The sequence below is a fragment of the Facklamia sp. P12950 genome (genome assembly GCF_050409465.1).
In the GTDB taxonomy this organism is placed as follows: Bacteria; Bacillota; Bacilli; order Lactobacillales; family Aerococcaceae; genus Facklamia.
The window spans coordinates 40,468-60,293 of the sequence record NZ_JBNUPK010000008.1 but is presented as its reverse complement, the minus strand read 5'-3'; the positions used below and the strand labels follow the sequence as shown (position 1 = coordinate 60,293).

Below are 19,826 nucleotides of genomic sequence, written 5' to 3'. Positions count from 1 at the left end.
ACTCCTTATAGGTGTTTTTCAAGAGGTGATAGAAAGTTATCTAACTGTTTGAAAGATTTATGGCTAAGCTTTTCTAAATCGTTTAAAGCTTTTCTGGCTAACTTGATTTCTTCAATCAAACTCGCTTTAGCTTGTCCTACTCCTAAAAGACTAGGATAAGTTGATTTATGATTGATAATATCTGAGTAAGTTAAGCTATCCACTTCTTCATTCAAGTCTATGACATCTTTTAGATCATTATGAATTTGATACGCAACACCGTAGTGCTGTCCAAAAGTAATCATTAGATCGCTTTCAGCTTGATCAGCCTCTAAAATAATTGTAGCTGCTTTCATAGCAAATATAAATAAAAGGCCAGTTTTCATCAAATGAATTTGTTGTAACTGCTCAATGTCTATCGTTTTATTTTCTGCCTTAATGTCATAAAGCTGTCCAGCAACCATTCCAGATGAACCTGCAGCATGAGCCAATTCTCTGATCAGAGCGACCTTCTGATGGGCTTGCAAGCTTTCATCTTTAGATAAAATTGCGAAAGCATCCGCTTGAAGGGCATCACCAGCTAAGATTGCTGTGGCTTCATCAAACCTAACATGAGAGGTTGGTTGGCCTCTTCGCAGTTTATCATCATCCATGGCTGGTAAGTCATCATGGATTAAAGAATAAGTATGGATAAATTCTAAAGCAATGGCTGTTAACATAGCCTGATCAATTTTCTTTTTGTTAAAAATCGCAATAGTTGTCAGTAAAAGTAAGGGTCTTAATCTCTTTCCACCGCTATTAAGCGAGTAGACCATTGGCTTCACCATTTCTAAAGGTGAATTTAAAGAGATAACTTGCTCTTGCAAAGCCTGTTCAAATTTGGAACGTAAGGGCCCACCTAATATCATTCTGTTTTATTCTCCTCATCTAAAGGCTGTAATCCCGATTCAGTCATCATTTTGGTAACTGTCGCTTCGGCTTCCGTTAATTCTTCTTGGCAATGCTGACTTAATGAAATTCCTTTTTGAAAGGCTTGTAAGGCATCTTGAAGTGGTAGTGTCCCTCTTTCTAATTGTTGAACAATTTCTTCTAACTCTTGTAAAGCTTGTTCAAAACTAATGGTTGATTCTACTGTTTTATTTTCTGTCATCGATTAATCCTCCCTATCTATTGGCTCATTTTTATCGAGTGATTCTACTAAAACATTCGCACGCCCCTTATATAATTGGATATTTAAACGGTCTCCTTCAGTTAATTGATGACTTGAAGTTACTTGTTGACCTTCTTTTTCAACTAAAGAATATCCTCTTGCCATTATTTTCAGCGGACTATATGCATCTAATAAGGCACTTGCCTTCATGTGCCTATCGTATTTTCTTCTTAAATAATCATTGAAGGAGCGTTGTAAACTTAGTTGAAGTGTCCCTAATTTTTCTTGACGGTAGCTAATTTGTTGTTGAGGATTATAAGCATATACAGCCTGTTTTAGTTGATTGATTTTTTGTTTTTGGCGTGAAAAATATTGTTCTTGACGCATTTTCAATCGTTCATTTAAATGCATAACACTCTGCACGTAGGATTGGTACAGTCTTTCTGGCTGAGTAAGAACATATGATCGAGCAGATCTTGCCAGACGCTCTTGAGACCATTCTAAGCGCCCTCGAAAAGCATTTATTAATCGTACTTGTTGCTGGCTAATCGTCATTAAAACTTCTTGCAGCACAGGAACAGATAGTTCCGCTGCAGCAGTCGGAGTTGGAGCTCTTAAATCAGCCACTAAATCAGCAATCGTAGTATCGGTTTCATGGCCAATCGAAGATATTACTGGCAAGGGACATGCAAGAATAGCATGGGCAACTCCTTCATCGTTAAAACACCATAAGTCCTCAATCGAACCACCTCCGCGTGCTAAGATAACACCATCGAAAGAAATAGTGCTTTCTTCTAGCCGCTTAAATGACGCAACAATTTCTTTAGCCGCTTCCTTACCTTGAACTTTAGTAGGAAAGACAACAATTTCGACAATTGGATAACGACGTTGAACAGTCGTAATAATGTCACGTATGACAGAACCCGATGGGCTAGTTATCACTGCTAGTCGTTTAGGATATTTACATATTTTTCTCTTGGGACGATCAAAAAGTCCCTGGGCTTTCATTTTTTCTTTTAATTGTTCAAGTGCTAGGTATAAAGAGCCAATTCCATCAGGCTCAATATTTTCAACATAAAGTTGATACCTTCCTCCACCTTCATAAACTCCTACTCTAGCCGTTACAAAAACTTTCATGCCTTCTTCTAATTGGAATTTTAAACGGTGAAATTGACTCTTGAACATAATCGCATTAATTTGGACTTGGCCTTCTTTTAAAGAAAAATATTGATGAGAATTAGGACGATAACGATAGTTAGAAATCTCTCCCAAGACTCTAATCCTTTGAATATGCGGGTCACGATCAAATTTTTGACTGATATATTTTGATAAGGCTCCTACCGTGATATAGTTCTTTTGATCTTGGGTCACTCCATCACCTCTCTTGATATCATTCTTTTCTATTTTAGCACAATCTAATTCAGAGAACTAGAAAACAAAAAGAACCAGGCAATCATTGACCCTGGTTCTTTTTATAGCTTAAGACCATCTATCAGTTTACACTGGATCGACACTCTCTGTCTCTTCAGTTGGAACTGTCTCATCCACGCTTTCTTCACTTGGTGCTTCTTCCTCAAGAAGTTCTTCTGTTGGCTCTTCTGCAGGGGTTTGAGTTTCTACAGAATCAACTGGCTCTTCAACCATTTCTTCTAAAGTTGTTTCTTCTTCAGTGGATTCAACTGGTGTGTAACCAGGAATCCTATAATCAACTGGGATTTTATTAGCAATATAATTATTTTCAACATTGACACCATAAACAGCATTGAAATCATAGGTATCCTGATTTAATGGCACAGCTTCCATGGATACTGGGTCAACTTCACTAATTACTCCAGTTTCTAAATCGTATTCAAAACGTGCTACTGTGGTGATCTTAGTAGAGCTATCTTCTGCTACAGATAGACTAATTACTTTATCGTCTTGCTCAATGTCAGTATAGGTATAAACTTGTGGAGCAAATCCAGTAGCGTTAGCTATTAACTGAATTATCTCAGCTAAGGATGCATCAGAACTTTCAAGATTTTCAGCTTCTTGTAATTTAGCCATCCACAGATCTTTGATTGGTTGGAATTCAAAGCCTTCATTTTCAGCCGCTGCTTTTAAATCTCCTTCAAAAGAAGCTGTATATTGATAAAGCAATTCTCTAAAATTATCTAACTCTGCTTTCGTTTCAACTGTAAGCTCTGGTTGGATGGCTTCAATGATAAAGGTATGGGCATAGATATCATCTACACGGATCCCCTGATCGACTGCTTGCTTGAAACGATTGTATAAAGCAGGTAAAATTTCGTGATACTTTTCAGTATCAGAAAAATCAGGTGTTTCTACTGCTTTAATTTCATCAATAGTCATTTTAGGCTCTAGTTGAGCAAGAATATTGTCCCATTTTTTGTCTTCGATTGATGCATCTAGTTGTTGAACAGTGTCTTCATTAGCAGCAGCATCGGTCTGGGCAAAATCATTGGCATATTGCTCTAATTCTTGCTTCGTTTGATTAGAAATCTCTACATCGGTAGCAACTGAATTATCGACAACATTGCCATCGCCTTCAATATTAGTGTTATTAATAACATTATTTACAACTGTGTTTACAATTTCAGTCGAGTTTACTTGACCATTATTTTGAACTTGAGCAGCAACTTCTTTCTTAATTTCAGCAATAATTACGTTTACTTGTGCATCGGTTAACCCTGTTTCAGTCTTAACATTATTTACGACAGAAATTTCTTTTTGTGCCGTTTGCATGTCATGCTGCTTAACTTCTACACCTTGTGACTCTAATAGAGCGTATAAGCCAGTAAGTGCCCCCTCACCCGTTACAGGTAAAAAACTACCAATTTTTAATAAAGCATTTTGAGCCCCTGCAGTAATAGCTGCATTTTGATAGGTTGTCGCTGAAACAGCAGTGATATTTTCAGGCGTTACAATTTGAACTTTAATTCCTGTACCAGGTGCTTGAGGCTTAATATATACGGACGAGTATACATCTGTTGAAGCATCTGATCCAATGTTTAAATAGCGATCAATCATCACACCGTCAACATAAATTGTATTCTCAGGAGTTACCTGATTAGCGCCTAATAATTGAATGGTTTGTTGGGCTTGTTGTGAATTTAAAGTCGCTCCTAAAGCTAATTTTTCTACTTGCAAAGTTTGCTCAGCCTGTTCAACTGCCATAGCTGATTGGCTAATCAAAGGCATACTGGCTGGAAAAGTTGTTAAAGCAGCTAAAGCAAGTAGTAAAACTTTTTGTTTTTTCATAATTTTATGCTCCTTTTAAATTAATATGATGACACTTTGATTATATCCATCCTAAAATACTTATACAAGTTATACCCATTTCTTTAATAAATTCTTATAAGAAAAAAGCCAGAAAAAGAATAATTTCTTCACATTCTTCTTCTGGCGCCATTTAGATTTGGTTAGCTAAAAGTTTAGCGAGAACACCTGAGATAAATTGTCGTGATCGATCATCTGAAAAAGTCTTAGATAATTCAATCGCTTCGTCAACCGCTACTTTGGCTGGAACTTTCTCTTCGTCAATGAAGAGCACTTCAAAAAAAGCTAAGCGTAAAATGGTTAGATCAATACTTGCTATTCTATCAAGAGTCCAAGATTGGCTGAGATATTGTTTAATCATATCATCTAACGCCAACTGATTGTCTCTTACTCCTCTAACTAAGGTTATTAGATAAGAATCTATCTCACCTGAGTATCCCTTCTCAGGATCATTACCGGCTTCTAAAGCGAATTCTACAGCATCCTCACTTTGAAACTGGTCACTAGCAATTACTAATTGATATAAACTCTGGACTGCTTTTTCTCTTAGCTGATGACGTGATAATTTTTTCATCCTATTCTCCGATTTCTTTTTCGCTATTCCCAATAGTTTTTAACTCTGAATTCATTTTTGGTTCTGTATCAATCGATTGGACATGAACATTCACTTCACTGACGATAAGATCTGTCATGTATAGAATTTGTTCTTTAACACGTTCTTGAATAGCAGCGGCTATAACTGGAACTGTTTTACCGTAAGCAATGCTTACATTAATATCAATCGAAATACGGTCTTCAATTTGACGCATTTTAGCATTAACACCTGATCCTTGAATACGCAAAAATTTTCCTGCTTCTTTTTTTTGTGATGAACTAAGTACACCATCAATTTCTGAAGCAGCTTTGGCTGCAATGTCTTCCAAGACACCCATCGTAATATTAATTTCGCCTAAGTATTGTTCGCTGAGAGATTCAAATGCGACAGTTTGTTTATTTAACATCCTTTAGCCTCCTATATAATTATTAATTCTTTGGGACTACGGTTGATTGGTATTACACGATCTGCTTGCACAATTAAATCATCTTCAATGCGAACACCACCGATACCTGGTAAGTAAATACCGGGTTCATCAGTAATTACCATGTTCGTCTCTAAAACCGCTTCAGAACGACTAGAGACTGCAGGTTCTTCATGGACATTTAAACCGACACCGTGGCCAGTAGAGTGACCAAAGTACTCACCATAGCCTTTTTCCGTAATATAATCACGAGCTATCGCATCTACTTCCTTACCAGTCATGCCAGCTTTAGCCTCTCTGATTACGCGTTGATGTGCTTCAAGTACAATTTCATAGACTTCTTTCATTTTATCTGATATCGATCCTACCGCAATCGTACGAGTCATGTCAGACGAATAACCTTTATAGTAGCAACCAAAGTCTAGCGTCACAATATCGCCATCTTCAATCACTTTTTCACTCGCTACACCGTGAGGCATGGCAGAGCGTTCACCTGAAGCGACAATAGTATCAAAAGACATGCCTGTTGATCCTTTATCCTTAAGAAAAGCTTCTAACTCATTAGCAACCTGAATTTCAGTTACACCAGGTTTAATAAAGGTTAAGATATGTTCAAACGCTTGATCGGTAATTTCACATGCTTGTCGAATGGTCTCAAGTTCCGATTCATCTTTAATTAAGCGAATTTTTTCGATTAACCCTTGACTTGCTTTAATATCTGCTGCAAATAGATCTTTAATTTTTAGATATTGACTGACATTCATATTATCTGCTTCTATGGCTAGTGTTTGAACCTTTTCTTGATCGATTAAGTTTTTAACTTCTTGATCTACTCCGTTTTGATGGATAACAACTGTTGCAGACTTAACTTGATGACTAGCTTGAGTATTGTAACGGAAATCGGTAATAAAGAAGGCCTTATCTTGAGTTACAAATACGGCACCAGCCGAGCCGGTAAAGCCGGTTAAATATCTTATATTTAACATATCCGTTACATAGATTGCATCGAATTTTTGTTCTTTAAGTGATTGACGTAATTTGTTGATTCTATACATATGATCGCTCCTTTACTTGTTTTAACTCTAATACTAACTACTACTTCGTTTGATGAGGTCTTACCCCTTTATTAATATCTAATAAAATCGGCATAATCATCGGATTTCTCTGCGTCTTCTGATAAATAGCCGGTTCTAATTGACTGAGCAATAGATCTCGCACGCTCCGTTCATTTATATTAGCGCCTGACTCATTTAAGCCGCGGTTGATAATTGCGCGCGCCTTATTTTGAATATCATTGATCAGGTCTGCTGATTCTCGCATGTAAATAAAGCCTCGAGACATAATATCCGGTCCGGCAATCAATTGTTTAGCTTCAAAGTCAATAGTAGCTGAAACAATGATTAGTCCTTCTTCTGACAGAGCTTTACGGTCTCTCAGTACAATGTTACCAATATCACCAATACCATTACCATCGACATATACATCCTGAGCAGGAAAGCGTCCTGCTACACGAGCAGAGTCGGCAGTAAGAGCTAGAACATCGCCATTAGACATAATAAAGCAATTTTCTTTTGGAATCCCAGTCATCTGAGCTAATTCCGATTGGATTTTTAACATGCGATATTCCCCATGAACTGGCATGAAATATTTAGGCTTCATTAAACGGTGCATTAATAATTGCTCTTGCTGACCACCGTGACCAGAAGTATGAATATTATTGACCTTTCCATGAATCACTTTGGCACCTTGCTCGCTTAATTGATTGATGACACGGTTAACACTCATAGTATTTCCTGGAATAGGTGAAGAAGAGAAAATAACGGTATCATTAGGTTGAAGCGAAATTTGTCGGTGCGTACCATTAGCGATACGGCTTAAAGCTGCCATTGGCTCCCCTTGTGAACCAGTACATAGAATTAAAATCTTATTAGCAGGATATTTATTAATATCTCTTGGTTCAATGAAAATATCTGCCCCTTTGTCATCCACATAACCTAATTCTCTAGCTGTCTTAATGGAAGATTCCATCGAACGACCGAAAACAATTATCTTACGACCTGTCTCATAGGCTGTCATTACGACTTGTTGCAATCGAGACACATTGGATGCGAAAGTAGCGAAAATAACGCGTCCTTCTTCTTTTTGGATAATGTTGCGAATCGAACGGCCGACAATTTTTTCTGAATTAGTAAAGGTTGGTACTTCGGCATTTGTTGAATCACCTAGTAATAATAGGACTCCTTCTTCACCAATTCGTGCCATCTTATGTAAGTCGGCTGGTTTGCCTACCGGTGTGAAATCGAACTTATAATCTCCTGTAAAGACAATATTTCCAGGAGGTGTTTTAACTACCACACCATATGCTTCTGGAATGGAGTGAGTTGTTAGATAAAAACTAACGCTTGTTTTACGGAAACGGATCACAGAATCTTCATCAATTTCATGAATTTCTGCATCACGCAACAGTCCACGTTCTTGTAATTTATTACGAATTAAAGCTGAGGCTAACTTGCCAGCATAGATAGGCACGTTTATCTCTTTCAATAAGAATGGAATTCCACCTATATGGTCTTCGTGACCGTGAGAGATAATAACTCCCTTAATCTTATTACGATTTTGTAATAGGTATTGATAATCAGGAATGACATAGTCAATACCTAACAATTCGTCTTCTGGGAACATCACACCAGAATCCATAATGATAATTTCATCTTGAAATTGGACGCCATACATATTCTTACCAACTTCATTTAAACCGCCTAAGGCAAATACGCCTACTTCATTATTTTTAATATTTACTGACATCTTAGAACTCCACCAACTTAAAGCCTGCTTGTTCTTTTTCATATGCCAAATGCGCCTCATCTAAGGCTTGGACATATTGGATGTTGTAAGATGTATTTTGAGTCACTTTTTCAATCGCTTCTACGCGATTTTCTGCTTCAAGATAAAGGGAAAGTGTCCTTTCTCTTGTTGGAACTTGATCTTTACTTTCTTGGTACATTACTTTAAAAATCATGTAATAAAACTCCTTTATTATTTTTTATTTCAACTGGTGGGTGAGCTAAACACTCGTTGTCAATTTATTCTATCATACTTTCATATATAGGTATAGTTAGACACTGAAACGCTTATTTGAGAAAAAATATAAGCACCCTTTTAACCTTTATCTTGTATTTATCATTAGACTAATCAAAAGGGTGAGTTGATGATCGAAGAACTTTCTAAATCATTGATTAACGAGGCCATCAGTTTGTTGGCTTCCGATATTCATTTCATGCCAATAATTGATAACTATCAAATCTTCTTTCGAGTCAATGGTCAACTCCACTTCCACAAAAATGTCCCTTTAAGTCTAGGAAGAAAAATAATCGCTCATTATAAATTTTTAGCCAATATGGATGTCGGTGAAAAAAGACGGCCCCAATCAGGTGCTTGTCCGTTTAAGATCTCAGAAGAACAAACGATTGAATTAAGATTGTCCACTATTACTAACGTCAACCTCATAGAGTCCTTAGTGGTTCGAGTGATTTTTAGTAAAATTCATAATTTTCAACAAATCAACAGCTACTTTCCCAATCAAATTGACCGCATTCGGAAATTAATTAGAAGAAAATCAGGGATGATTTTAATTTCTGGCCCAGTCAATTCAGGTAAAACCACGACGATCTATCAACTTTTAAGAGAAAGAATGAATGAAGAAAAGTTACAAATTATTACTATGGAGGACCCTGTAGAAATCAAAGAAGCTTCTTTTTTACAAACGCAGGTAAATGAAAAAATAGGTATTTCTTATGACCTACTGATTAAATCATCACTCAGACATCATCCCGATATTCTTTTTATTGGAGAAATTCGGGATGAGGAGACGGCGCGTATGACTTTAAGAGGTGCATTAACCGGGCATTTGATGATTGCAACGATCCATGCTAAAGATACTTTCGGAGTGATTGCGCGTCTTAAAGAGTTAACCATTAGTGAGCAACAATTAAAACAATCTCTCATTGGTGTCATCTCACAAAGACTAGTGCCTCGCTTTTGTCCTTTTTGTAAAAGTAGTGTTCAAGTATCCTGCAATCATATTCCTAAAAAATTTCACCGAGCCGCTTTGTTCGAAATATTAGATGGCCAACAATTGAAAGAATATTTGAATCATTTTAATTTACCTTTAAACTTCTCGCCCCTTAATCACCAACTAAGAAAGGCATGGGCCTATGGATACATCACTAAAAAAGAGTATGAACACTTTGAAGTTCTTTAATACAGAAAAATTGCTCTTTAATCAAGAGGAAAAAATATATTTTTTACAGGTTTTAGCTGAAATGCTTGATGAAGGTTTCTCAATTTATCAAAGTCTGCAATTTATGAAAATACTATTACCTAAAAGAATTTTAATTATTAATCAAATGCTGGAAAAATTAAATGTAGGACAAAGCTTTGATCAAGTTCTTTTAAACTATGGGTATTCAAACCGAATTGCCGCTCAATTATTTTTTGCTCAAAGACAAGGCCGATTTATTCAAGCGCTTTTTGAAATTGTAAACCATTTAAAAAAGATTAGAAGCTATCAAAAAAAATTAATAAAAACACTTATCTATCCCTGTTTTTTAATGCTTTTTCTCTCCTGCTTATTGTTTGCAATGAGACATTGGATGCTTCCACATATTTTATCCTTCATCGATCAAGAAATTTTAAAAACTCATTTATTAGCTCGTTATTTACTCATTCTCTTTACCTTTCTTCCACAAATTAGCATCAGCTTTTTAGCAGTCATTTTAATTATTTACTTAGCTATTGATTTTTATTTATTAAGACTCCCTGTTATTAACAGATTTCAACACTTAGTTAAGATACCTCTCTTTGGAAAGCTAATTAGGAAATATGTATCCTATCGTCTAGCTGATGAACTTTCATATTTTTACGCAGCTGGCTTTTCCATGCAAGAGACACTAGATCTTTTAATCTCATATCCCATTGATCCCTTAATCAGTGAAATAGCTGATTATCTGCAGCAACAATTTTTGGCTGGGAGCGAGTTGAGCGATTCATTAGAAAACATGGGTATTTTCACTAAAACACTTAGTTTAGTCATATATCAGGGTGAACTAACCAGTCAGACCGGTCAAAAATGTAAGCTTTATGCTAAAAAAATATTTGAGGAGGTGATCGAAGATCTTAATAAGAAGCTCACTTTAGTGCAACCCATACTGTTTTTAATTATCGCTATTATTGTAATGGCCATGTACCTTGTTCTAATGTTGCCGATGTTAACCATGGAGATATGAAAAGGAGCTATTATGAAAGAAAGAACCATCAGAAAAGTCAAGTCTTGTCAAATATTAAAGTCTAAAAGAGCGTTCACACTTATCGAAATGCTAATTGTTCTTATTATTGTTTCACTATTAATGGCTATTATTATTCCCAATGTTTCTGGCCAAAAAGATCGTATTGACCAACAAGCAGTTGAAAATATCACAGAGATTGTTGAAACTCAAGCGGATGCCTATTATCTAGTAGAGGATACCCAAGAGCCTTTAAACTTAGAAACTTTGGTTGCTGAAGGTTACCTCACTCAAAAGCAAGCAGACGAAGCGACTGAGAGAATTGAAGCTGAAGTCCTCAGTCAAATACTGACCCCTTAATGAAATCAAAAAATCAATCAGCCTTTACCCTAATCGAAGCTTTGTGCGTACTTTCAATTTTTAGTATATTGATGATTTTGCTAATTGCTTTACCCTATCAACAATTAAAAGCTGATTATCAGACAAAAGTTTTTAAAGACCAACTGAAGAGTCAGCTACATTTAGCTCAAGATAAAGCAATTATTGATCAAGATCCAGTTCAGATTGTCTTTAGTAAAAGAGGAGTAGTCTACTTCTGGCAAGTAGAATCCCGCAAAAATTTTAGTCAACTCAAACTCCCTAAACATTTAAATTTACTTAATTCTTTTTCTTTTTATTACTTAAGTAGTGGTCGTATTAATGATTTTGAAACTGTTTACTTTGAAAATGCAGAAGGCGATAATTTTGAGCTTGTTTTTCAACTAGGAAGTGGTCAATTTGTTTTTAAGGAGCAAAAAGGGAAGTAGTCTAATTGAAGCATTAGTAGGTTTATTGATCTTGTCTTGGATTTTGAGCTTTTATTTACCCAGTTTTAACCAAGAATTAAGGACTTTTAAACAATTAAAATCAGAAAATAATGAATGGCAATTATTTTATCAACTGGCGGACATTCAACTTTCTGATTTAGATTCAATAAAAAAAGAGACACTTATTCAATCTACAATGGAAAGTTACCAATTATTATTTTCAGTCGAGGTTGATGATTTTTCATGCGACACTAATTCCTGTCAAATAGAGTTTAAGAGAGGGAGTGCCTATCAGATTGAAATTCAAGCTATTCAAACCTTATAAACAGTCAAAATGGGCCTTCACTTTAATTGAGTGCCTTATTACACTCTCTATTGTTGCTTTAATAATGAACACTCTCATGATAAGTGTTTCACATTACCGCAAATTAGATGAAAATATGCGGCAAGATCGTTCGCTAGATTGGCAGCACTTCACACTGATGATGGAAAGTGAATTTGATCATTTTTTAATTATAGGTGTCTCTGAACAAGAAATAAATCTTTGTCTCAAAGAGGATTACTATGAACAGAGCTCAGTCATTTTAAGAAATCAAAAGATTTATCGCAGACCCGGACATCACCCTTACCTCTTTCAAGTAAAATCTTGGCATCTAAATTCCGAAAAACCTTTTATAACAATCTCCGTGGAGCTAACCAATGGTCAAATCTTCTCACATACCTTTCATACTGATTACATAAGAACGGAAGATTTTGATGAAACATAAAAAAGGGCTTATCCTACCAATGGTATTATGTTTTATGATGTTAAGCCAAGTTATATACTTAGGAGTCATTCAACTTAATGCTCTCCAAAGACAAAGAATCCACCAGTCAAATAATTATTACCAATTACAAATTCAAACTCTTTTAACAGATTTTAACCTGCGTCCTGTTCTCCAAGACCAATGGACAAAAAGCATAGAAGAATCTATTCAAAGAGAATGCCAACTTCTACAAAAAGAAAGCTTAAATGACTTGGGCCTGTTTACAAGTGATTCCTTAATTCAAACAGTCAACTTAATCGAAGTTGATACTTTAGACATTGAGTCTTTACTTTTACTCTATAAAACGCTTGTTTTTATAGAATATCCATCCAATTTTGAGTCAAGCTTTTCAATAATAGAAGCTGATGGCGAATGGTTAGCTAATGGCCAAGTGACTCTTTTTCCTAATTCTTCTAAGGAAAGCTCTTTCGATGCTAGTCAAATATTCCTCAGTTCGCAAGGCTATCGGCTAAACAAACAACTTACTAAACAAAAAGAATCGCAATGGGTAGGAACCATTGAAAAAGAGTTTCAGATTGAATTTAATTCAGGAACAAGTAAGGTTTTAAGTTCTAGGGACGAATTAATTTTCGACTCAAGGCTTTCTTCTGGTGAGTCATTCGAAAAGAAACAAGACTTACCTCAACTAAATTACCTCCTCCAATGGCATGGGAATCTTTATCAGGATTCTAAGGCCAGTTAACGAAGAAACAGCAAGCATTCTCAAATCCTCCAGAGTGCTTGCTGTTTTAATTTATCTTACTTTGAGAGCCCGATCAATATCTCGCTTAGCTTGTTGTTCTTTGAGCGCCTGTCGCTTATCATAGTGATGTTTACCACGTGCAACTCCTATTAATAGCTTAGCTCGACCCCTAACTAAATAAACCTTTAGGGGAACAATGGTCATTCCCTTCTGACGCGTTGCTTGGTCCATATCCACTATTTCCTTATGGTGTAATAATAACTTTCGATCTCTTAAAGGATCATGATTAAATAAATTACCATGGTCATAAGGACTTATATGAACATTCTTTACCCAGGCTTGGCCCCCATAGATTGAAATAAAGCCATCTTGAATATTTATTTTTCCTGCTCGAATGGATTTAATTTCTGTTCCTTTGAGGACTAAACCCGCTTCATAAGTATCAATAATCTCATAATCATGTCTGGCCTTTCGATTTTGGGCCAGTGGTTTATCGTGTACTGCTTTATTATTTGCCATAAAATCTCCTTGCTAGTGCTAGGAGTCTATTTTACATCACCTACTAGCATCTGATGGACTCCTAGTATTTCTTTTTCTTAGTTCTTTTTGCTTTCTTAAAGTTTCCCTTAGCAGAAATTTTTTTACCTGCTAAATTTTTACCCATTTTAGGATTCGCTTTATTTGATTTGTTTTGTCTGTTCGATTTATTCTTTTTCTTATTTTTTGTTGAAGATTGAATGATTTTTGGATCGATACCTTCTACTGCTTCTGCTTCAATTAGCTTAAAATCAATTTGTCGATCTTCGATACTGACATTACCAACCTCTATTTTAACCCTTTGCCCGATTCTAAAGATTTTATGTGTCCGCTCACCAATCAACAGCATGTGTTCTGGATTAAAATGATAATAGTCATCATCTAAATTTTGAATAGAGACAAGTCCTTCTACCGTATTGGGAAGCGCTACAAAAATTCCAAAAGAGGTAACCGATGAAATAGTTCCCCAGAAACTTTCTCCAACTTTATCCATCATATATTCAGCCTTCTTGAGAGCATCAGTTTCTCTTTCTGCATCAACCGCCCGGCGCTCCATTTTAGAAGCATGAGTCGCTATAGCTGGCAGTTGATCTTCTAACTTAGAAATCTCCTTATTTGAAGGATTGCCTAATAAATATTGACTAATTAGACGGTGAACAATCAAATCAGGATAACGGCGTATTGGCGAAGTGAAATGTGTATAGTCTTCTGCTGCTAAACCAAAGTGACCTGCTGCTTCATCTGAATACTTGGCTTGTTGCATCGACCTTAGCATCATAGTTGAAACAGCTTGTTCGTAATCTTCACCCTTGACCTGTTTAAGCGCCTCTTGCAAGGCCCTCGGTGCCATATCTTCAGTATTTCCCCTAAGAATGACCCCAAAACTTGAGATGAATTCCGCAAAACGGTCTATTTTATTAGAGTCTGGCTGCTCATGAATTCGATAGATAAAGGGTAGCTGCTTAGCTAAATAATCTTTGGCCACCGTTTCATTAGCAGCTAGCATAAAGGATTCAATTAAGCGTTCACTAGTAAACCTCTCACGTAAAACAATCTCTGTCGGGTGTCCTTTTTCGTCTACCAAAATCTTGGCTTCAGGCGCATCAAAATCGAGTGCTCCTCTATGTCGACGCATCTGATAGAGAATATCATGTAACTCAGCCATGTCCTCCAACATAGGAACAATTTCTTGATAATCTTGTCTTAAAGTTGGATCACCATCTAAAATAGCATTCACATCTGAATAGGTCATCCGATAGGATGAATGAATGACTGATTTGAAAATGCGATGCTTAATTACTTGCCCTTGATTATTAATCACCATCTCACAAGTTAGACTTAAGCGATCCTCATGAGGATTCAAAGAACAAATACCGTTAGACAATCTTTGCGGTAACATAGGGACCACGCGATCTGTCAAATAAACAGATGTTCCTCGCTCATAAGCTTCGCGATCAATAGCAGTGCCTGGTCTTACATAATGCGATACATCGGCAATATGGACACCTAATTGGTACTCTTTATCCGAAATTTTTTCTAAACTGATGGCATCATCTAAATCCTTGGCATCTGCTCCATCAATTGTAATGATTAATTGATCACGTAAATCCTTACGTCCTTGGATTTCTTCAGATTTAATTGTTTGCTCTACGGCTTCAGATTCTTTGACCACCTCTTTTGGAAATTCGTGCGGAATACCAAATTGGAAGAGAACGGCTAGTATATCAACACCTGGAGCGTCTTTATGGCCAATTTCTTTAGTCACAAGGCCTACCATTTCATTGGGCTTATGGCTATCTGGGTATTCAGCGATTTCTACAATACAAATAGTGTGATTAGCTGGATGAATACCATCTGGACGAATGAAAATTTTAGTCTCATCTGGAAATTCGCCTTGAGGCTTAATGTATCCTACATAGCCTGTGGTTTCACGTTCTTCTTGATTAAAACCATAAAACTCGCCAACTAACTGACTAACTTTACGGTCTATTACTTCAAGCACTTGAGCTTCCGAACCTTTGCCTGTTGTAGGATTAACATGTTTAACGATTCGAACACGGACTGTGTCTCCTTCCATGGCTCCTCCGTTTTTACCTCTAGGCACGAAGAAATCACTTTCACCTTCTTCATGAGATACAAAGCCAAAGCCTTTTTCATTCGCTCTGTATACTCCTATAACTTCTTCGTTTGAAGAAAAAGCTTTAAAATGGCCCTCAGATGTTAATTGAATTTCGCCAATTCTTTCCAAAAAGGCTAAAGCTTTAATTAATTTTTTATAATTTTTGGTTCCGCGATAATTAAAATGTTGGGAAAGCTGTTCCACCGAAAAGGAATCCTCTTTATTCCCTTGTAAAAAAACAATAATGTCTTTTTCTAGTCTAGATAAACTCAAATTTATTCTCCTCTCTCACCCTAAAAGGGTTGGGTCACTTGCTTGATGAAATCTAAAACTGATTTTTCAAAAGCCTTACGATCACGGTTTGTAGGAATGGAATGTGTATTATGTGGGAAATAATGAAAATCAATGCGTGCATTTACCAAATGATCTTGTAATAAATAAGAATCATCTGGCTCAATTAATTCATCTTGGCCTGATTGAGCGATATAAAAAGGCACCTTAACATTCACCAACTGTGAAGCGATTTCTTCTTTAATTTCTTCTAATTCTTTCATTTGTTGCCAATGGCCTGCCAATATATCATCAAACTCTTCCATAAATGTCTCTGTATCATGTCGTTGACTGGCCAAAAATTTACCTAAATGCATAAATGAGTTGGAAATATTGATCGGTTCCTCAGTCATAACCGGCGCATTAAAGATTCCTCCACCACTTCCTTGAAAATCTTTCTGAGAAATAATATCTGTAGCCATAACTCCACCTAATGAAAGACCAAAGACTAAAAGGTGCTCAAATTTTTGTCCTAGCATCCAATGATAAGCATCATTGGCTTCTTGACGCCAAATATTTGGAGAAAAATCCAAAACTGATTTGATGTCTTGTGTATCATGACCACTAAATTGTGGCACTAATACGTTATAGCCTTGGCGATTCAATAGCCTTCCTAATAGGTTCATATCACGTGTTGATCCCGTATAAGCGTGGAAGAGTAGGATCCCTACCTTCTTATCTTGACCTTCTAAATAAACCGCCTTATCAAATGGAACATTCATCACACTTTTCACTCCTAACCTCTTATTATCATTGTATCTAAACCTTGTTGGAAACTAAAGAAATTCCTCTGTTTCTAAATAAATACGCACATGTGGCCTAATGAGCCGACATGTGCGTCTATTCAAAATCTTTAACGATTATTTAGCCGATAAGTAAGCTAAAGCTAAGGCAATGACAAAGAACAGCACGCCTAAAACGGTTGTAGCACGAATTAAAAAGGCTTCAAAGCCACGTGCTTTTGATTTAACAGAGCCATCGTCTCCTCCACCTGTTAAAGTTGAAGCAGCATTACTCTTAGATGGTTGCATAATAACTAATAAAATAATCAAAATAGATACTACAATTAATGAAATCATTAAAGCGTTATACATAGTTGCCCTCCTTTATATGGACTATCTAGGAAATTATATCATACTTTCTTAAGAATGTGATAGACATCTCCGGAACTTTTAATATTAAAAGTAAAAGCCCTTAAAAACACGACCAAAGATCTTCGTTTTTGAGGGCTTATTTTAATCGCTTTAAGATTACTTTATCATTGATTATTAGACTCATTTGCCTTTGCAGCTTTACGTGCTTGTGAAAATTGACGGATTTCTTCTTTAGTCTTTTTAGCAGTTTTAGCTCTTCTTTGACGTTCGTATTGAGACCGTAACTGCCCACAAGCCGCTTCGATTTCTGTTCCGTGTTCTTTACGAACAACACAATTAACCTTGTTTTTCATTAAAATATCAAAGAATTGCGCAATATTTTCAGCCTTAGAACGCCGGAAAGAATTTTCTGCAACCGGATTATAAGGAATCAAATTAACATAAGCTAATTTCAGCATCGGTTTCAACAGATTTGCCAATTCTTTAGCATGTTGAGGTGTATCATTGACACCATCAATCATAATGTATTCGAAAGTTACCCGGCGATTGGTTTTTTCAATATATTCATAAATAGCATCAAATAATTCTTCAATGGGATATTCTCGGTTAATCTTCATAATCGAAGAACGAGTCTCATTGTTAGGGGCATGGAGGGAAACTGCTAGATTGACTTGTAACCCTTCATCAGCAAATTCACGAATTTTTGGTGCTAAGCCAGAAGTTGAGACAGTAATATGACGTGCCCCAATAGCTAGTCCCTTATCTGAATTCACAATTCTTAAGAATTTCATCACGTTATCATAGTTATCAAAAGGCTCACCTATACCCATAACCACAATATGCGAAACCTTTTCTCCTTGACCTAATTGGTCCAAGTGTCGTTGAACGTACATGATTTGAGCGACTATCTCACCTGTTTCTAGATCTCTTACTTTGGGTATCAAACCCGAAGCACAGAACTTACAGCCAATATTACAGCCAATTTGCGTTGTGACACACACTGAAATACCATAATGATGATACATTAAAACCGTCTCAATCATTGATTTATCTTGTAATTCAAACAAAAATTTAGTGGTTTTATCTTGGGCTTTCTGTACAATTTTTGCCCTTAAGGGAGAAAAAATAAATTCCTCGGATAAAGGTTCTAAAATCTTTTTGGGGATATTAGTCATCTCTTCGTAGGACGCCACATGGTGACGGTAAAGCCATTGCCAGATTTGATCTGCCCGGTATGGCTTTTCTCCTCTTTGAGCTAGCCATTCGATTAGATCGTCTAGGGTCAAACTATCTATTGATTTCACTGATAAAACTCCTCTATTTATTAAAAACTTCATGTTCAGTTTAGCACAAACAAAAGAGCCTGTCTTTATTTTATTTCCATTCTAAAGAATAGCCATTAGCCTCTAGCAAAAATTCATGAGATATTCTTACGCCTGATAAACAAGATGGCCCTGATAAATAGTTGCTAAGGTTTTACCTTTAACTTGCCAACCTACAAAGGGTGTATTGGTCGATTTAGAAGCAAATTCCTTTGGATCGATTGGATATTCATGGTCAATGTCGAAAATAGCTAGGTCAGCAATAGACCCCACAGTAAGATCGGAAGCTGGTATATTAAAGATTTTAGCTGGTTCCCATGCCATCCAATTGATTAACTGTTCTAAACTACAAATTCCTCGTTCAACAAGATAAGTATACAGCAAAGCGAAAGCAGTTTCTGATCCCACAATACCAAAAGGTGCTTTAAGCATACTCTGATTCTTTTCTTCTGCCATGTGCGGAGCGTGGTCGGTTGCTATACAATCAATCGTTCCATCTAGTAGACCTTGAATTAAGGCTGCTTGATCCGCGCGACTTCTTAATGGTGGATTCATCTTCCAATTGCCATCATCAGTTGGAATATCTTCATCACACAAGAGAAGATGGTGGGGACAAACTTCACAAGTTACTTTTACGCCCTCAGCTTTGGCAGCGCGAATAACCGCTACACTTTCTTTAGTTGAAACGTGACAGACATGGTAGTGGCAGTTTGCCTCTTTAGCCAAAATACAATCTCTGGCAATCTGACTGGATTCAGTCGCAGAGTATATTCCTGGTAAACCTAACTTTTCACTTACCTTCCCCTTATGCATGACCCCTCCAAAAAGCAAAGAATTATCTTCAGTATGGGCCACAATTGGTCGGTCTAATTGCTCAGCCATTTGCATAGCTTGAAGCATTAAACCAGCTGTTTGAACGCCCTTGCCATCATTGGTAAAGGCAACAGCTCCTGCTTGTGTTAAAGCAGGAAAATCAACCAATTCTTTTTCGGAAGTAATTTCTAGTGAAATCGGTGCATACTGATGTACTTTGATGCAAGCTTCTTGCTCGTTTAATTGCATCAAAGCTGTAAAATCTGCTAGATTATCTGGAACTGGATTTAGATTTGGCATTGCACAAACTTGTGTATAACCGCCTCGAGCCGCTGCTTTTGAGCCGGTTTCAATGGTTTCTTTTCCTTCGAAACCAGGCTGACGAAAATGAACATGCAAATCAATTAGCCCCGGAGTAATTAAACCGTTTTGACCATCAAAAATTTTAAGCTCTTCATGAGATAATTCATTCAACAGATCTAGACCAATCGCGTTAATCTTTTGGTCTTTAATTAAAAGCTCTACTGCTTGAAATCCACCTTGACGATTTAGCATTCGCACATTCTTAATTAATAACATCTTTTCCC

General features: G+C 36.5%; 22 protein-coding genes. 7 read left to right on the top strand and 15 right to left on the bottom strand.

Translation table 11 applies throughout. The features are described 5' to 3' along the window. Nucleotides 1-5: 5 nt before the first annotated feature. From ACQV2Q_RS07455 to ACQV2Q_RS07415, 9 genes are all read right to left on the bottom strand, one after another. Nucleotides 6-887 carry a polyprenyl synthetase family protein gene (locus tag ACQV2Q_RS07455; RefSeq protein WP_428874286.1) on the bottom strand — a complete coding sequence of 294 codons (882 nt, stop codon included), beginning with the start codon at nucleotides 885-887 and terminating at the stop codon, nucleotides 6-8. Next, complete coding sequence (locus tag ACQV2Q_RS07450) at nucleotides 884-1,129, bottom strand: exodeoxyribonuclease VII small subunit (RefSeq protein WP_428874285.1); 246 nt, start codon at nucleotides 1,127-1,129, stop codon at nucleotides 884-886. Before ACQV2Q_RS07450 ends, ACQV2Q_RS07455 begins: the two co-directional genes overlap by 4 nt. Before the next feature lie 3 nt (nucleotides 1,130-1,132). Next, complete coding sequence (gene xseA, locus ACQV2Q_RS07445) at nucleotides 1,133-2,500, bottom strand: exodeoxyribonuclease VII large subunit (RefSeq protein WP_428874284.1); 1,368 nt, start codon at nucleotides 2,498-2,500, stop codon at nucleotides 1,133-1,135. A gap of 126 nt (nucleotides 2,501-2,626) precedes the next feature. Continuing rightward, nucleotides 2,627-4,390: a DUF1002 domain-containing protein gene (locus ACQV2Q_RS07440; RefSeq protein WP_428875301.1), complete on the bottom strand. Its 1,764-nt coding sequence runs from the start codon at nucleotides 4,388-4,390 to the stop codon at nucleotides 2,627-2,629. A 151-nt stretch (nucleotides 4,391-4,541) separates the two neighbouring features. Next, complete coding sequence (gene nusB, locus ACQV2Q_RS07435; RefSeq protein WP_428874282.1) at nucleotides 4,542-4,982, bottom strand: transcription antitermination factor NusB; 441 nt, start codon at nucleotides 4,980-4,982, stop codon at nucleotides 4,542-4,544. 1 nt (nucleotide 4,983) lies between these two features. Next, on the bottom strand, nucleotides 4,984-5,409 hold the full coding sequence (locus tag ACQV2Q_RS07430; protein WP_428874281.1) for an Asp23/Gls24 family envelope stress response protein: 426 nt from the start codon (nucleotides 5,407-5,409) through the stop codon (nucleotides 4,984-4,986). Between the two features lie 11 nt (nucleotides 5,410-5,420). Beyond that, nucleotides 5,421-6,482, bottom strand: coding sequence for a M24 family metallopeptidase (locus ACQV2Q_RS07425; RefSeq protein WP_428874280.1), 1,062 nt, complete (start codon nucleotides 6,480-6,482; stop codon nucleotides 5,421-5,423). A 40-nt stretch (nucleotides 6,483-6,522) separates the two neighbouring features. Beyond that, a complete protein-coding gene (rnjA, locus tag ACQV2Q_RS07420) occupies nucleotides 6,523-8,232 on the bottom strand; it encodes a ribonuclease J1 (protein WP_428874279.1) in 1,710 nt (569 codons plus the stop codon). Between the two features lies 1 nt (nucleotide 8,233). After that, the gene (locus ACQV2Q_RS07415; RefSeq protein ID WP_428874278.1) at nucleotides 8,234-8,446 is read right to left on the bottom strand and encodes a DNA-directed RNA polymerase subunit epsilon; all 213 of its coding nucleotides are present in this window, start codon (nucleotides 8,444-8,446) and stop codon (nucleotides 8,234-8,236) included. A 189-nt stretch (nucleotides 8,447-8,635) separates the two neighbouring features. Between ACQV2Q_RS07415 and comGA the strand changes: the two genes are divergently transcribed. The 7 genes from comGA to ACQV2Q_RS07380 are packed head-to-tail and all read left to right on the top strand — an operon-like array spanning nucleotide 8,636 to nucleotide 13,024. Continuing rightward, the gene (gene comGA / locus ACQV2Q_RS07410) at nucleotides 8,636-9,688 is read left to right on the top strand and encodes a competence type IV pilus ATPase ComGA (RefSeq protein ID WP_428874277.1); all 1,053 of its coding nucleotides are present in this window, start codon (nucleotides 8,636-8,638) and stop codon (nucleotides 9,686-9,688) included. Then, nucleotides 9,642-10,712 carry a competence type IV pilus assembly protein ComGB gene (gene comGB / locus ACQV2Q_RS07405; protein WP_428882401.1) on the top strand — a complete coding sequence of 357 codons (1,071 nt, stop codon included), beginning with the start codon at nucleotides 9,642-9,644 and terminating at the stop codon, nucleotides 10,710-10,712. The genes comGA and comGB overlap by 47 nt, the downstream gene beginning before the upstream one ends. A 12-nt stretch (nucleotides 10,713-10,724) precedes the next feature. Beyond that, nucleotides 10,725-11,069: a competence type IV pilus major pilin ComGC gene (comGC, locus tag ACQV2Q_RS07400; protein ID WP_428882399.1), complete on the top strand. Its 345-nt coding sequence runs from the start codon at nucleotides 10,725-10,727 to the stop codon at nucleotides 11,067-11,069. Next, entirely contained in the window at nucleotides 11,069-11,515 is a 447-nt protein-coding gene (comGD, locus tag ACQV2Q_RS07395; protein ID WP_428875304.1) for a competence type IV pilus minor pilin ComGD, read from the top strand. The genes comGC and comGD overlap by 1 nt, the downstream gene beginning before the upstream one ends. Nucleotides 11,516-11,546: 31 nt before the next feature. Next, nucleotides 11,547-11,840 carry a hypothetical protein gene (locus ACQV2Q_RS07390; protein WP_428875306.1) on the top strand — a complete coding sequence of 98 codons (294 nt, stop codon included), beginning with the start codon at nucleotides 11,547-11,549 and terminating at the stop codon, nucleotides 11,838-11,840. Then, the gene (locus tag ACQV2Q_RS07385; protein WP_428882397.1) at nucleotides 11,800-12,282 is read left to right on the top strand and encodes a competence type IV pilus minor pilin ComGF; all 483 of its coding nucleotides are present in this window, start codon (nucleotides 11,800-11,802) and stop codon (nucleotides 12,280-12,282) included. The genes ACQV2Q_RS07390 and ACQV2Q_RS07385 overlap by 41 nt, the downstream gene beginning before the upstream one ends. After that, a complete protein-coding gene (locus ACQV2Q_RS07380; RefSeq protein WP_428882396.1) occupies nucleotides 12,272-13,024 on the top strand; it encodes a hypothetical protein in 753 nt (250 codons plus the stop codon). The genes ACQV2Q_RS07385 and ACQV2Q_RS07380 overlap by 11 nt, the downstream gene beginning before the upstream one ends. Nucleotides 13,025-13,075: 51 nt before the next feature. Here ACQV2Q_RS07380 and smpB read toward each other — a convergent pair whose 3' ends face one another. The 6 genes from smpB to ACQV2Q_RS07350 form a co-directional block, all read right to left on the bottom strand. Beyond that, nucleotides 13,076-13,543 carry an SsrA-binding protein SmpB gene (gene smpB, locus ACQV2Q_RS07375; protein WP_428874269.1) on the bottom strand — a complete coding sequence of 156 codons (468 nt, stop codon included), beginning with the start codon at nucleotides 13,541-13,543 and terminating at the stop codon, nucleotides 13,076-13,078. A 61-nt stretch (nucleotides 13,544-13,604) separates the two neighbouring features. Next, a complete protein-coding gene (rnr, locus tag ACQV2Q_RS07370) occupies nucleotides 13,605-15,953 on the bottom strand; it encodes a ribonuclease R (protein ID WP_428875307.1) in 2,349 nt (782 codons plus the stop codon). A 20-nt stretch (nucleotides 15,954-15,973) separates the two neighbouring features. Further along, complete coding sequence (locus tag ACQV2Q_RS07365; protein WP_428876150.1) at nucleotides 15,974-16,744, bottom strand: alpha/beta hydrolase; 771 nt, start codon at nucleotides 16,742-16,744, stop codon at nucleotides 15,974-15,976. A gap of 126 nt (nucleotides 16,745-16,870) precedes the next feature. Then, nucleotides 16,871-17,104 (bottom strand): preprotein translocase subunit SecG, encoded by a 234-nt coding sequence (secG, locus tag ACQV2Q_RS07360; protein WP_090290184.1) that lies wholly within the window; start codon nucleotides 17,102-17,104, stop codon nucleotides 16,871-16,873. A gap of 164 nt (nucleotides 17,105-17,268) precedes the next feature. After that, a complete protein-coding gene (rlmN, locus tag ACQV2Q_RS07355; protein WP_428875310.1) occupies nucleotides 17,269-18,408 on the bottom strand; it encodes a 23S rRNA (adenine(2503)-C(2))-methyltransferase RlmN in 1,140 nt (379 codons plus the stop codon). 126 nt (nucleotides 18,409-18,534) lie between these two features. Further along, nucleotides 18,535-19,818, bottom strand: coding sequence for a dihydroorotase (locus ACQV2Q_RS07350; RefSeq protein WP_428874265.1), 1,284 nt, complete (start codon nucleotides 19,816-19,818; stop codon nucleotides 18,535-18,537). Nucleotides 19,819-19,826: the final 8 nt, after the last annotated feature.